The organism is Aliiroseovarius salicola, from assembly GCF_027891095.1.
GTDB classification, from domain to species: domain Bacteria; phylum Pseudomonadota; class Alphaproteobacteria; order Rhodobacterales; family Rhodobacteraceae; genus Aliiroseovarius; species Aliiroseovarius salicola.
In genome coordinates, this window is the sequence record NZ_JAQIIO010000003.1 from 400420 (window position 1) to 413363 (window position 12944).

The 12944-nt window shown below is 56.7% G+C and carries 10 protein-coding genes; 5 read left to right on the forward strand and 5 right to left on the reverse strand.

Features of this window, described 5'->3' with window-relative positions; genetic code table 11:
- The first annotated feature begins 102 nt into the window (after nt 1–102).
- Nucleotides 103–1500: a UDP-N-acetylmuramoyl-L-alanine--D-glutamate ligase gene (murD, locus tag O2N63_RS08110; RefSeq protein WP_271053746.1), complete on the forward strand. Its 1398-nt coding sequence runs from the start codon at nt 103–105 to the stop codon at nt 1498–1500.
- Between the two features lie 184 nt (nt 1501–1684).
- The gene (locus O2N63_RS08115; protein ID WP_271053834.1) at nt 1685–2965 is read left to right on the forward strand and encodes a DUF3422 family protein; all 1281 of its coding nucleotides are present in this window, start codon (nt 1685–1687) and stop codon (nt 2963–2965) included.
- A gap of 69 nt (nt 2966–3034) precedes the next feature.
- On the opposite strand, the gene O2N63_RS08120 is transcribed toward O2N63_RS08115, so the two are convergent.
- From O2N63_RS08120 to O2N63_RS08130, 3 genes are all read right to left on the reverse strand, one after another.
- On the reverse strand, nt 3035–3934 hold the full coding sequence (locus tag O2N63_RS08120) for an ABC transporter permease (protein WP_271053747.1): 900 nt from the start codon (nt 3932–3934) through the stop codon (nt 3035–3037).
- Nucleotides 3927–4937: an ABC transporter permease gene (locus O2N63_RS08125; RefSeq protein WP_271053748.1), complete on the reverse strand. Its 1011-nt coding sequence runs from the start codon at nt 4935–4937 to the stop codon at nt 3927–3929. The genes O2N63_RS08120 and O2N63_RS08125 overlap by 8 nt, the downstream gene beginning before the upstream one ends.
- A gap of 69 nt (nt 4938–5006) precedes the next feature.
- The gene (locus O2N63_RS08130; RefSeq protein ID WP_271053749.1) at nt 5007–6710 is read right to left on the reverse strand and encodes a peptide ABC transporter substrate-binding protein; all 1704 of its coding nucleotides are present in this window, start codon (nt 6708–6710) and stop codon (nt 5007–5009) included.
- Nucleotides 6711–7050: 340 nt separating this feature from the next.
- Between O2N63_RS08130 and O2N63_RS08135 the strand changes: the two genes are divergently transcribed.
- Together O2N63_RS08135 and O2N63_RS08140 are read left to right on the forward strand one after the other, a co-directional pair.
- Nucleotides 7051–8877 (forward strand): ABC transporter ATP-binding protein, encoded by a 1827-nt coding sequence (locus O2N63_RS08135; RefSeq protein WP_271053835.1) that lies wholly within the window; start codon nt 7051–7053, stop codon nt 8875–8877.
- A gap of 19 nt (nt 8878–8896) precedes the next feature.
- Nucleotides 8897–9130 (forward strand): hypothetical protein, encoded by a 234-nt coding sequence (locus tag O2N63_RS08140; protein ID WP_271053750.1) that lies wholly within the window; start codon nt 8897–8899, stop codon nt 9128–9130.
- 430 nt (nt 9131–9560) lie between these two features.
- Here O2N63_RS08140 and O2N63_RS08145 read toward each other — a convergent pair whose 3' ends face one another.
- Nucleotides 9561–10280: an RHS repeat-associated core domain-containing protein gene (locus O2N63_RS08145; RefSeq protein WP_271053751.1), complete on the reverse strand. Its 720-nt coding sequence runs from the start codon at nt 10278–10280 to the stop codon at nt 9561–9563.
- A 246-nt stretch (nt 10281–10526) separates the two neighbouring features.
- Here O2N63_RS08145 and O2N63_RS08150 point away from each other — a divergent pair, with 246 nt between their 5' ends.
- Nucleotides 10527–11690, forward strand: a complete 1164-nt coding sequence (locus O2N63_RS08150; RefSeq protein WP_271053752.1) for a M20 aminoacylase family protein — start codon at nt 10527–10529, stop codon at nt 11688–11690.
- Nucleotides 11691–11824: 134 nt separating this feature from the next.
- Here the strand turns inward: O2N63_RS08150 and moaA are convergent, their stop codons facing one another.
- Nucleotides 11825–12871, reverse strand: coding sequence for a GTP 3',8-cyclase MoaA (gene moaA, locus O2N63_RS08155; RefSeq protein ID WP_271053753.1), 1047 nt, complete (start codon nt 12869–12871; stop codon nt 11825–11827).
- Between the last annotated feature and the right edge of the window lie 73 nt (nt 12872–12944).

A 12944-nucleotide genomic window follows, 5' to 3' on the forward strand; every position in this document is an offset into this window, starting at 1 on the left:
TATGCCTCCGGCGGGGATATTTCTTGCAAGAGGAAAGGCGTAGGGCTTTCGTTTTTTGCGCCACTGGTCTAGCCATAAATAATCGAACTTGGAGGCGCGCGCATGATCCCGGTCAAAGGTTACGAAGGGCAAAAGGTTGCAGTTCTCGGGATGGGGCGCTCGGGGCTTGCCACAGCCCATGCGCTTGAAGCGGGCGGCGCTGATGCGCTTTGCTGGGACGACGGGCAAGAGGCGCGCGAGAAGGCCGAGGCTCAGGGGCTTACGCTGCATGATCTGAACAAGGGCAACGCGTGGGAAGATGTTGCTGCGCTTATTGTCAGCCCTGGCATCCCACATCTTTATCCGGAACCCAACAAGCTTATCGCCCGCGCGATGGAGGCGGGTGTACCGGTCGACAATGACATCGGTCTGTTCTTCCGCAGCTTTGCCACTCAGGAGTGGGACAATTTCGAACAGCTTCCGAAAGTGGTTGTTGTGACCGGTTCCAATGGCAAATCCACCACGTCGGCGCTGATCCATCACGTGATCGAAGCCTGTGGTCGTCAGGCGCAGCTCGCAGGCAATATTGGCCGTGGGGTTCTGGATATCGATTCCGCGCATGATGGCGAGGTGGTGGTGCTTGAACTGTCGAGCTATCAAACGGACCTTGCGCGCGCGCTTACACCGGATGTGGCGGTGTTCACCAATCTTTCTCCCGATCATCTGGACCGGCATGGCGGGATGGGCGGTTATTTCGCTGCCAAGCGCCGCCTGTTTGCCGAAGGCGGACCTGACCGTGCCGTGATTGGTGTGGATGAGAAAGAGGGTGTTTATCTTGCAGGGCAGCTAAGTGAAGGGGCCGCCGATGACCGGGTGATCCGGGTGTCGGTTGACCGAAAGCTCACAGGACCCGGCTGGCAGGTTTTTGCCCGCAAAGGGTTCTTATCGGAGTATCGCAAGGGGCGTCAGGTGGGCTCGATTGATCTGCGTGCGATCAAGGGGCTGCCCGGCAGTCATAATCACCAGAACGCCTGCTGCGCCTATGCTGTCGCACGCACGCTGGGGCTGGCGCCGCGTCAGATTGAAGCAGCGTTTTCGAGCTTTGCCGGGCTGCCGCACCGCTCGCAGCTGGTGGGCGAAAAGGATGGTGTGGCCTTCGTGAACGATTCGAAAGCCACAAATGTCGACAGTGCCCGTGCCGCTCTCGGTGCGTTCACGAATATTCGCTGGATTGCTGGGGGGCTTGGCAAGGATGGCGGAATTGAAAGCTTGCGGGGGGATCTCGGCGGGGTCACCAAAGCCTATCTGATTGGCCATTCCGCACGGGAATTTGCCTTGCAGATCGGGGATTTACCCCACGAGATTTGTGAAACGATGGAGGCTGCGGTTGCTGCCGCCGCTCGGGATGCCGAGCCGGGAGATACGGTGCTATTAGCACCGGCAGCGGCTTCGTTTGATCAATATCCGGATTTCGAAAAACGCGGGGAAGATTTCTCGCGTCTGGTGCAGGCGGTTATCTGATTTTCTGTCAGATCGGTTCTTTGTAGAAGACTGATCCACGTTCGCGCTAACTGTATTCCGCGGTATGCGAATGCGGCGAAAAATAACGTGTTTATAAACACTTGCAATGTATGTGGGCTCTGTTAACGCTTCGGCTCAGGAGGAATGCCCCAATCAGGTGATGGGGTGTCAGGAGGACAGTGCAATGTTTCCATTGGCGGATCACAAGGATCGTTACGGTCTGGCAAACGAGCTGCATGCCCGACCTTTTCCGCCGGTCTCGGCGCCCGCTGTTGCGGCCTATCTGGCCGTGAAACGGCCCTCGGATGCGGCAAAGCGCGACCGCTCCGCAGATCGCGCGCATCTGATCGAACTTCTGGATCGCTTCGGCGCGCCCCATCCGCAGCCCGATGCCAGCCATTATTACGGTCAGATTGGACGGCATCACCTGAAATGGGAGAGCCACACCGAATTTGTCACCTACACGGTGTTCATGGACGGCTTGGCAGATCGTCCGTTTGATCCTTCCAAGTTTGATGTCTTCCCCGAAGACTGGGTGGCCCGTGCACCGGGAGTACGGATGACCTCCGCGCTGATCCAGATCCAGGAGCAGCCTCCTGAAGAAGTCATGATGCACGCAATCGCCGACTGGTTTGTCGCAGAAAGCGTGGCGGTGAGCTGGGTGCTGGATCGGGCTGCGATTGTCATGGGGGATTTCCGTATCGATCCGGCTGGGCATATGCGATTTTCGGTCTTTGTCGCCCCTGGAACCGGGCGACGGCGGACCGGTCGCATTGTCCAGCGGATCTGTGAGATCGAGACCTACAAGAGCATGTCGATGCTTGGGCTGAACCGTGCCCGGCGCCTGCATGCGCGTCTGGGCGTGCTTGATGGCGAGTTGTCGCGCGTGGTTCAGGAAATGGGGCAGGGGGAAGATGCCGCCAGCACCTTGGACGAACTCTTGTCGATCTCGGCAGAGCTTGAGGATCTGATGGCGCGGAACTCTTTCCGTTTCGGAGCCACACAAGCCTACCGCGCGATCGTGAACCAGCGCATCGAAGTGCTGCGCGAAGAACGATTCAACGGGCGTCAGACGTGGCGAGAGTTTATGATGCGCCGCTATGATCCTGCCATGCGCACGGTGGAGAGTGCAGAAACACAGCTGACTGCGATGGCACAACGCGCGAAACGCGCCGGGGATTTGCTTCGGACACGGGTTGATGTAGAGCGCTCGGCGCAGAACCAGGCTCTGCTTGAAAGCATGGACAAACGGGCGCAATTGCAACTGCGCCTGCAGGAAACGGTTGAAGGGCTGTCAGTGGTGGCGATCAGTTACTATGCCGTCTCACTGGCGAGCTATTTTGCCTATCCGCTGACGGGATGGATGGGGATCAGCAAGGGAATGCTAACCGCGATGCTCACCTTGCCGGTTGTTGTTCTCGTATGGATGATGGTGCGGCGCATCCGCCATTCGATTGACAAATAATGTCTCTGAGGTGGGATCTTCTACCCCGATGTCACAGCGATGAATATATCGTCGTCGTTTTCTATTGGCTTATCGGCGCAGGCGGGGATCCAACGCATCACGCAACCCATCCCCTATGTAATTCACGCTGAGAACTGTCAATGAGATCGCCAGACCGGGCCAGAGCACACGCCATGGGGTCAGCGTCATGTAATTGGTGCCGTCAAACAAAAGCCTTCCCCATGTCGGGAAATCGGAGGGAAAGCCAAGCCCAAGGAAGGACAGCGCACTTTCAGTGATGATCGCATTGGCGATGCCCAGCGTGGCCGAGACCATGATCGGGCTCATCACATTGGGAAGGATATGGCGCAGGATCATCATCCGGTTAGAGGTGCCGACGGATCGGGCGGCGAGAACAAACTCGCGCTCCTTCAATGCCAGCACATCGCCGCGCACAATCCGCGCAGTCTGCATCCAGCTGGTGATGCCAATGATGAAAACGATCAGCAGAAATATCCCGGTTTCGGCGCCAAAAGCCGCGCGTAACGTATCGCGCCAGAGCATGATGATGACAAGTAGGAGAGGGAGCAGGGGCAGGGCGAGAAACAGATCGGTGAGCCGCATGAGCGGCCCGTCCAGCCGCTTGAAAAACCCTGCCAGAACACCAATCAAGGCCCCGAGGAAAAGCGACAACAACATCGCCACGACACCCACCAGAAGTGAGACACGACCACCCTGCAGAACGGCGGCAAACGTGTCACGGCCCAGCTGGTCTGTCCCCATCGGGTGCGCCCAGCTCGGTCCTTGGTTTTTCGCGCGAATGTCGATCTTGCTGGGATCAAGGTCCCACAAAATGGGCCCGAGGATCACCATCAAAGTGATCAGGACAAACACCGCCATGCCCAGCATCGCACCCTTGTGACTGCGAAACTGCTGCCAGATGTCCAGCCATTTGGAATGGGGGGGCGTGTTTAGGGATGTCTCACTCATACCGCACCCTCGGATCCAGTAAGCCGTAGAGGATGTCGGCCACGAGGTTAAACAGCACAATCAACACCGCAAAGATGAAGGTGAGCGTTTGCACCAGCGGAATATCTGCCCCCTGAATGCCTGTGATCAGCAGTTGCCCCAGCCCGTTCACCTTGAACACCTGTTCTGTGATGATCGCGCCGCCAAACACCTGCGGGACACCAAGCGCAATCACAGTCACCACGGGAATGAGCGAGTTACGCAGCACATGGACCAGCACCACGGTCTTTTCGGTGAGCCCCTTGGCGCGCGCCGTGCGCACATAGTCCTGATTGAGGTTGTCCAGCATCGAGGCGCGCATGAAGCGACTAATCTGCGCGGCAGTGTATAATGCGAGCACGAAGACCGGCATTGCCATCTGGCGCAGCTGATAGATAAAACTCTCCCAGTTGGTGACCTCATGTGTCGTGTCATAGATCGACGGGAACCATCCAAGCCCAACCGAAAACACCACAATCATCAATACACCGGTGAAAAAGGTTGGCACCGAAAATCCGATCATCGAGATGAACGTGCCAATCTGATCGAACCAGCTGTATTGTCGATAGGCCGAGAGGACGCCAATTGGAACAGCGATCAGGATGCCAACCACATAGGACAGGCCAACCACCCACAATGTCTGCGGTAAACGCTCGACAATCAGGTCCACAACGGGTGAGCGTGTCGACCAGCTGCGCACACGCAGGCGCTCGCCATCGCCAATTGTCCAGCCCGTGACCTGCTCTAGAATATTCAGCGGCTCGTTGATGAAAAACTGTTTGCACCAAAGCAGATAGCGGATGTGGATAGGCTCGCCCAAACCCAAACTCACTCGGATCTTTTCCCGCACCTCAGGTGGGATTGTCATCGGCAGATTGCCGGTCGGATCATTGGGGGCCAGATCCAGCAGCAGAAAGATTATAAAGCTGATGAACAGCAATACGGGTACGGTAAAGATCAAGCGCCGCAATGTGTAATTGAACATATCGCCGTCTCGCCGGGCTGGTGTTGAATGGCGGCCCCGTTTGGGCCACCACTTGTTAGGGTCGCGCCTTTACTTTGCCCGCGTCCAATCCGCAATATTCCACAAATGGCTGTCCCATGCATTCAGGCGAATACCTTCAAGCGAGTTGGCATGACCAATGGTGGTGCCACGGTTGATCAGAGGGATCATTGCCCCCTCTTGCATCAACATGTCATTGAGCTGTTTGACAATCTCACCACGGGTCTCAGTGCCTGATGTGCTGGCCAGCTTGGTGACCAATGCATCGTAATTCGGGTTGCAATAGCGCGGCATGTTGAAGCCCAGCCAGTTGTTCGACGGGTTCGGGATCTCGCCACAGGTCCAGTTGGTCATGTAAGTTTCCGCATCGGTGCCGGGGAAGAGATTGGTGTACATCTCAATATCGGCATAGAATTTCTGGTAGGTATCCGGGCTGGACTGATCCCCGCCAAAGAACACGGCAGCGTCCACGTTCTTCAACTCGGTTTCCACGCCAATCTCTTCCCACCACGCCTTGATCAGTGCCTGAGTGTCCTGACGCACGGCGTTGGTTGAGGTCTGAAAAAGGATCGACAGGCGCACACCGTCTTTCGACCGCACGCCGTCGGCACCGCGCGACCACCCGGCCTCATCAAGGATCTGATTGGCCTTGGCGACATCCTGAACCAAGCATTCGTCATTGGCGGTGGACATGTTGTAATCTGGGGCCGTGACCACATTGCAGGTCGGTTGGCCGGCAAATCCATATCCCACTTCCGCCAGTGTACCCCGGTCGATTGCCACGCTCAGTGCCCGCCGCACGGCAGGATCAGTGAGGAACGGGTGGGGGCCACCCTCAAGCGTTGATCGCGCATCCGCGAGATCGGGGGATGGATTGGTAAGGTTCACCATCAGGCGTTCGACGGAGTTCGAGAAAGCGGCAGCCACTTTGCCACGTCCGGCGGCCTCCATCTGGGCCAGAATGACGGGATCGATTTGCAGGTTCCAAGCGTAGTCGAACTCGCCCGTTTCCAGAACCGCACGAGCGGCCGCAGCAGCATCGCCCCCACCTTTAAACGTCACAGTGGCAAATCCGGGTTTGGCTGCGTCCCGATAATGTGGGTTTGCCTCAAAACTGACCACATCATTGGCTTTGAAGTCAGCAACACGGAACGGACCGGTCCCATGTGGGGCAAAGTTTTCAGCCGTGCAATTTGGGGCATTGGCCCCTACGCAGTTTTCAAACTGCGCCTTTTGGATGACCGGGCTTTCCATGCCTACGAATGGACCATAGGGGAAAGGCTTGGGTTTGGAAAAGTTGACCTTCACAGTGAGTGGATCAAGGGCTTCGACGCTATCGACATCGGAGAATTTGGTCAGTTGCTGGCATCCGCCGTCCGGATTCATGCAGTAGCCCGCGGTAAAGGCCACGTCGTCTGCGGTGAAGTCGCTCTCGTCAGACCATTTCAATCCGGGTGTGATCTTCCAGGTGATCGACATCAAATCCGCACTGATCCCACCATTCTCAACTGTCGGGATCTCAGTGACCAGCCAGGGGATAAGCTGCCCTCCATCATCGTAGCGAGCCAGGGGTTCAATCACCATCGACGCGGCGTGAACGTCTTTTGTGCCGCCGGACAGGAACGGGTTCATGATCGAAACAGCCTGCCAATAGAGAATATTCAGATGCCCATCGCTGCCACGTTCGGCAAGCGCAGCAGTGCCGGTTGATGCGGCGAGGGCCGCAGCCCCCAAAAGTCCAGATGTTAGTTTCATTATTTCCTCCGGAGGTTTGGCAGGGGCAAAAATTGCGATCATCGCATGAAGGTGGAAAGATTGCGGATCACCAGGGTGTATTGAACATCAATTTGAGAATATCCTTAACTCGTTACCTATGTGAGAGATTCCATTTGCGAATTACTAGAGTTTGGCGAATTTTCCTTTGAAATTCAATTCCGCATTGCGTTGGTGTAGAGTGATCGACAGCTGGGGATTACTGAAAATTGACACCCGTTTCATCGGGATGCTCGAGATATGAAATGCGATTTGAATTCGGTCAAGATAGGATCATGTAATGCTGGACAAGTCGGAGAATATTGCTTCTGGGGCCTCTGGAATGCGAAAGCCGCTTGTTCAGTTTGATCGCCTGAAAGTGGTGTTTCAGACCAGAAATGGCCCTGTAACGGGGGTTGAAGACGTATCCTTCTCAATCCATCCCGGTGAGACGGTTTGTGTGGTTGGGGAAAGCGGATCGGGCAAATCCGTCTCCTCCCTGTCCCTGATGGGGCTTGTGGGGTACGGCGGTGGTAAAGTGGCCGACGGTCAGGTGTTGTTTCAACGGCGTGACCTAAATGAGATCGATATGGCCAACGCCGAAGAAGAGGACATGCGCCTCTTGCGTGGAAACGATATCGGCATGGTGTTTCAGGAACCGATGACCGCGCTCAACCCGGTGTTCACGGTGGGGTACCAGCTGGCAGAAGGTCTGCGGCATCACAAGGGGATGAGCAAGCGGGACGCGCGAGAGCATGCGACCCAGCTGTTGAAACAGGTGCGCATCCCTGAACCGGAACGGCGGTTGGACCAATACCCTCATGAACTTTCCGGTGGGATGCGGCAGCGCGTTGTGATCGCCATGGCACTGGCCTGCGAACCGCGTCTGCTGATCGCGGATGAGCCCACAACTGCGCTCGATGTGACAATTCAGGCGGAAATCCTGGCCCTGATCAATCGGCTCAAGCGTGAGACTGGCACCGCTGTGATGTTTGTCACGCATGACATGTCTGTGGTTGCCCAGATGGCAGATCGGGTGGTGGTCATGTATCGCGGGCACAAGGTTGAAGAAGGTCCGGTCGAGCAGATCTTTGCCGCACCGAAACACGACTACACCAAGGCGTTGTTGGCCGCCGTTCCGAAACTGGGAGATATGCGGGGCAAACTCACCCCGGAACCGATGCGGTTGATGGGGCAGGAAGAGGACCATGATCGTGCAATTACGCCCGTCGAAAGTACGCAGGAACCTTTGCTCTGCGTGCGCGGCCTGACCACCCGTTTTCCGGTGAAAGGCGGGCTGCTACGGCGGACGGTGGCCCAGGTTCATGCGGCAGAGGATGTCTCATTCACTTTGAACAAAGGGCGCACGCTGGCTCTGGTCGGGGAAAGCGGCTGTGGTAAATCCACGGTGGGGCGTTCCATTCTGCGATTGGTGGAGCCGACAGGGGGCGAAGTCACGCTGGAGGGCACCGATATTCTGTCGCTCGGCCCGGATGCGTTGCGCAAGGCCCGGATGCAGATGCAGATGGTGTTTCAAGACCCGTTTGCCTCGCTCAATCCGCAGATGACATTGATGGAGCAGGTGGCCGAACCCCTGCGTAACTTTACCAGCCTTCGGGGCCGCGACCTGATCGATCGTGTGGCACATCTGTTTGACCGGGTGGAGCTGCCGCAAAGCTTCCTGCGCCGCTATCCGCACGAGCTTTCGGGCGGACAACGCCAGCGCATCGCCATCGCGCGCGCGCTGGCTCTGAACCCCAAACTGATCGTCGCCGATGAAGCGGTGTCTGCGTTGGATGTCTCGGTACAGGCGCAGGTTCTCAACCTGATGATGGAGCTGCAGGCAGAGCTTGGCCTGTCCTATCTTTTCATCAGTCACGACATGGCGGTGGTAGAACGTGTCGCCCATGATGTCGGGGTCATGTATCTTGGTCGGATCGTCGAAATCGGACCCCGTCAGGCGGTGTTTGAAGATCCGCAGCACCCCTATACCAAGGCCCTGCTCAAAGCGGTGCCTATTGCCGATCCGGCCCAGCGAGTTCTGGACCGTGACGTGTCCTTCAAACCAATCCCATCCCCTATCCACCCTCTTGGCCACATCCCACCCCCTTCGATCTATGAAGAGGTGTCGCCGGGGCACAAAGTCTTGGTCTCTGATTGCGGATATTGAGGCGTTCAAGCGGTTGACGGTGGCGCATCAGGAGGCGTTGGCGCAGGATGCGGCGCGGGCGCTCATTCGGCCTGCGGTTGCGGAGGCGATGGTGCGGTTTGAGGGGGCGGCGGCGGCGCGGTTTTTTGACACGCCGCATCTGGTGGAATTTGCCGGGGCGCGGGTGGAGATTGTGGTCAGCGTGGTGGAGGAAAGTGCGAGCGGGCAGCCGGTTGCAGTAACTGCAAGTCAAGAATCCAATCCGTTGAGTTAGACTGGTAGCGCTGATCAATCTCTAGCCCCCAAAATCAATCATACGAGATATCCAAGTCTAGCGTGTTCCAGTGCTACCGAGACCAACGAAAACCAACTCGGGCAAATTAAGCACCCAAGGATCCTCTCTTTCGCAAGAGAACAATTCCAGTCTTTTACCATCCGATAGATAAAAAGCTGGATCAATTGGGAAGTCAGAACTCTGGTATCTGACGTCAACGACCTGCAACCCTTCCAACGTGTTACAGATTTTTTCTGATTTTTCATCCTCGTACCCAATCGAGATAGAATTTGCCTCGACAACTCTCCATGCAGATTGACAACTCAAGCTCCAATCCAACCCTGAGACGACAAGAGTCGTGTTATCCCAAGAGCAAAATGAAATCTTGAGTGGCAGAGCCGATCTTATTTTAGAAGTTAAATCCTTCATTTCATTCCTCCTGTTCAATATGTGTCCTGCTGCGCACATACTGCTTGCGTTCCGCTCTAGTCAAATTACTTGGTGGCTGTGGTGGCTTTCCAGTTCTTGGATCAATAGGCTGTCCATTAGAATTCTCAAAAGAGGCACGACGAGGGTTTCTGCCATCTGGGTCCATCACTCTAACCTTTGACCCATCTGGTAGAGTATATTGCTTCCCAACCAACTTCCCACTGGTGGGGGATACAACCGGCTTACTTTGATACCCAGCATCTTCAAACTCACTAACCATTTGGCGTTGGCTCGTAGGTAATGAGACACCGCTTGAATGTTTGACATCGCCCAATCGGCCACTTCCGGGCACCTTTGCAGTCCCGCGCTCATCAGCGACAAGATCTTTCACTGTTGATTTGACAGCCCCACCGACTTTTTCGACGACTTTTGCGAGACCCTTGCCAACAGTGGCCCCTATGACCACATCCCCGGCAACGCCTGCTACGGCTTCGCCGACGCTGACGCTCCCATTAGAAACGCTCTGAACCGTCTGATAGGCGTCATGAACAGCGATGGCCGCCGAGACTGCTTTATACGCTGCAACTGCGCCCCAGACGGCCAATGGTACGAAGTTCCCGTTGGGATCACTGAGGTTCACCGGATCGTTAAACGAGTAGGAGCACCTGTTTGTTCCGGCTCCTGGTTGTGTGACTTCGAACCAGTCGGGTTGGATGAACATGGCGAGTTTGGGGGCGTCGTAGCGGGCGCCCGCGCATGTAGTCCTCGTTGGTCGCCCGCGTGAGAGTGATGGCGCCAGGATCAGTCGGGAAGTTGGCCGCGCTGTTGCCAATCTCGTTCAAGGGCAGAAAGCGGAGCACGACATCTCTTTGTTCCGGTTTGACCGGTTTTACGGTGGTTCCACGCTGGAGCTTGGCTGCTTGATGTGACACTCTCTTCCGGTAATGACGTGATCAAGGAACGCTCCATGCCCATCAAGAACCGCTTTGCCGAATTGCAGCAGGACATCACGGCCTGGCGTCGTGATTTTCACGAGCATCCCGAAATCCTGTTCGAGACCCACCGTACGGCGGGGATCGTGGCGGAAAAACTCGCTGAATTTGGGTGCGATGAGGTGGTCACGGGAATTGGACGCACCGGGGTTGTTGGTGTGATCAAGGGGCAGAAAACCGGATCCGGCAAGGTAATCGGGTTGCGGGCGGATATGGATGCGCTGCCAATTCTTGAACAGACGGGGTTGGATTATGCCTCAAAGACCGAAGGTGCAATGCATGCCTGTGGGCATGACGGGCATACGGCGATGCTGTTGGGCGCGGCCAAATACCTGTCCGAGACGCGCAATTTCGATGGGACCGTTGTGGTGATCTTCCAGCCCGCCGAAGAAGGTGGCGGCGGCGGCAAGGAGATGTGTGACGACGGGATGATGGATCGGTTTGGCATTCAGGAAGTCTATGGCATGCACAATTGGCCCGGTCAGCCGGTGGGGAGCTTTGCGATCCGCCCCGGTCCGTTCTTTGCGGCAACTGACATCTGGACCGTGACATTTGAGGGCAAGGGCGGACACGCCGCCAAGCCCCACACCACTGTGGATACGACGGTGATGGCAGCGCAGGCGGTGACCGCGCTTCAGACCATCGCGGCGCGCAACGCCAATCCGGTGGAGCAGCTGGTGGTGAGCGTGACCTCGTTTGAGACATCATCCACAGCCTTCAACGTCATCCCGCAACAGGTTGTGGTCAAAGGCACGACGCGGACATTGTCAGGTGAGATCAGGGATCTGGCACAGGTGCGGATCACCGAGATATGTGAAGGGATTGCCGCGACCTTCGGTGGCGTGGCCACAGTGGAATATAATCGCAATTATCCGGTGATGGTGAATCACGAAATGCAGACCGAATTTGCAGCGGATGTGGCCCGGAAGGTCTCTGGGGACTGCAATGATGCGCCTCTGGTGATGGGTGGAGAAGACTTCGCCTTCATGCTCGAAGAACGACCGGGTGCCTATATCCTGGTGGGCAATGGCGACACGGCGATGGTCCATCACCCGGAGTATAATTTCAACGATGAGGCCATTCCCGCGGGATGCAGCTGGTGGGCAGAAATTGCCGAACAAAGGATGCCGATCGGGTAAAGTCGCCTGCCGCATTGTTCGGGGCGCTGCTGGTGGCTCACGTTGTGAGCCTAAAAGGGGCGCTGCCCCTCGACCTGCGGTCTCACCCCGGGATATTTTGAGACAGAAGATGAGGTGATGGGGCGGCTGATCGATCAGCCGCCGGTATGGCTCATGTGGCGCTGGGTCTGCCCTGCGACTGACTGACGGGAATAGTCGAAGTCATGACCTTTGGGTTTGCGCGCGATAGCAGCATGGATCGCTTCGATCAGATGAGCGTCATCGTCATTCTCGCGTAGCGGTGCGCGCAGATCCGTCATGCCGTCATGGCCAAGGCATGTGTAAAGCTGGCCGGTGCAGCTCATCCGCACGCGGTTGCAGCTTTCGCAGAAGTTATGGCTGAGTGGCTGGATCAGACCAATTTTCTGGCCGGTTTCTTCAAGGCGCATATAGCGGGCCGGACCGCCGGTATTGTCGCCCAGATCGGTAAGCGTATAGCGCGTTGCCAGTTCATTTCGAAGATCGGTGAGCGACCAGTATTGGCCCAGACGCGCGACCTCGTCCATATCGCCCATTGGCATGACTTCGATGAAGGTCAGGTCCATGTCGCGTTCGGCACAGAAGGACACAAGGTCAAAAAGTTCCGACTGGTTGAAATCTTTCACCGCAACTGCGTTGATCTTTACCCGCAGCCCAGCTTTTTGCGCCGCTTCGATGCCGCGCAATACCTGGGGCAGGCGACCCCAGCGGGTGATTTTGGCAAATTTCTCTTCGTCCAGCGTGTCGAGCGAGACATTCACACGGCGCACTCCGCAGGCGTAAAGCTCATCGGCGAAACGGTGCAGTTGTGAGCCATTTGTGGTGAGGGTCAGTTCGTTGAGTGCCCCGCTATCGAGATGGCGCGACATGGCGCGGAAAAACTCCATGATCCCACGGCGCACAAGGGGTTCCCCCCCGGTAATCCGCAGCTTTTTTACGCCCAGCCCGATAAACGCGGTACAGATCCGGTCAAGCTCTTCCAGCGACAGAAGGTCCTTTTTTGGCAAAAAGGTCATGTGTTCGCTCATGCAATAGGTGCAGCGGAAATCGCAGCGATCGGTGACCGACAGACGCAGATAGGTCACTGGCCGCAGAAATGGATCGACCAAGCGCGGCGCGTCCGGGGAGACGGAAGAGGATGGATGTTGTGCAGTGTTTTCCATGACGCGAACCTATGCCTGTGATGGGCCGTATGCAAGGGCAGGGGCATCAAATCTCCATTGATCCAGGATCAAA

Coding starts and splice junctions, on each gene's coding strand:
- murD (WP_271053746.1), top strand. CDS start 103: ATGATCCCGGTCAAAGGTTACGAAGGGCAAAAGGTTGCAGTTCTCGGG.
- O2N63_RS08115 (WP_271053834.1), top strand. CDS start 1,685: ATGTTTCCATTGGCGGATCACAAGGATCGTTACGGTCTGGCAAACGAG.
- O2N63_RS08120 (WP_271053747.1), bottom strand. CDS start 3,934: ATGAGTGAGACATCCCTAAACACGCCCCCCCATTCCAAATGGCTGGAC.
- O2N63_RS08125 (WP_271053748.1), bottom strand. CDS start 4,937: ATGTTCAATTACACATTGCGGCGCTTGATCTTTACCGTACCCGTATTG.
- O2N63_RS08130 (WP_271053749.1), bottom strand. CDS start 6,710: ATGAAACTAACATCTGGACTTTTGGGGGCTGCGGCCCTCGCCGCATCA.
- O2N63_RS08135 (WP_271053835.1), top strand. CDS start 7,051: ATGCGAAAGCCGCTTGTTCAGTTTGATCGCCTGAAAGTGGTGTTTCAG.
- O2N63_RS08145 (WP_271053751.1), bottom strand. CDS start 10,280: ATGTTCATCCAACCCGACTGGTTCGAAGTCACACAACCAGGAGCCGGA.
- O2N63_RS08150 (WP_271053752.1), top strand. CDS start 10,527: ATGCCCATCAAGAACCGCTTTGCCGAATTGCAGCAGGACATCACGGCC.
- moaA (WP_271053753.1), bottom strand. CDS start 12,871: ATGGAAAACACTGCACAACATCCATCCTCTTCCGTCTCCCCGGACGCG.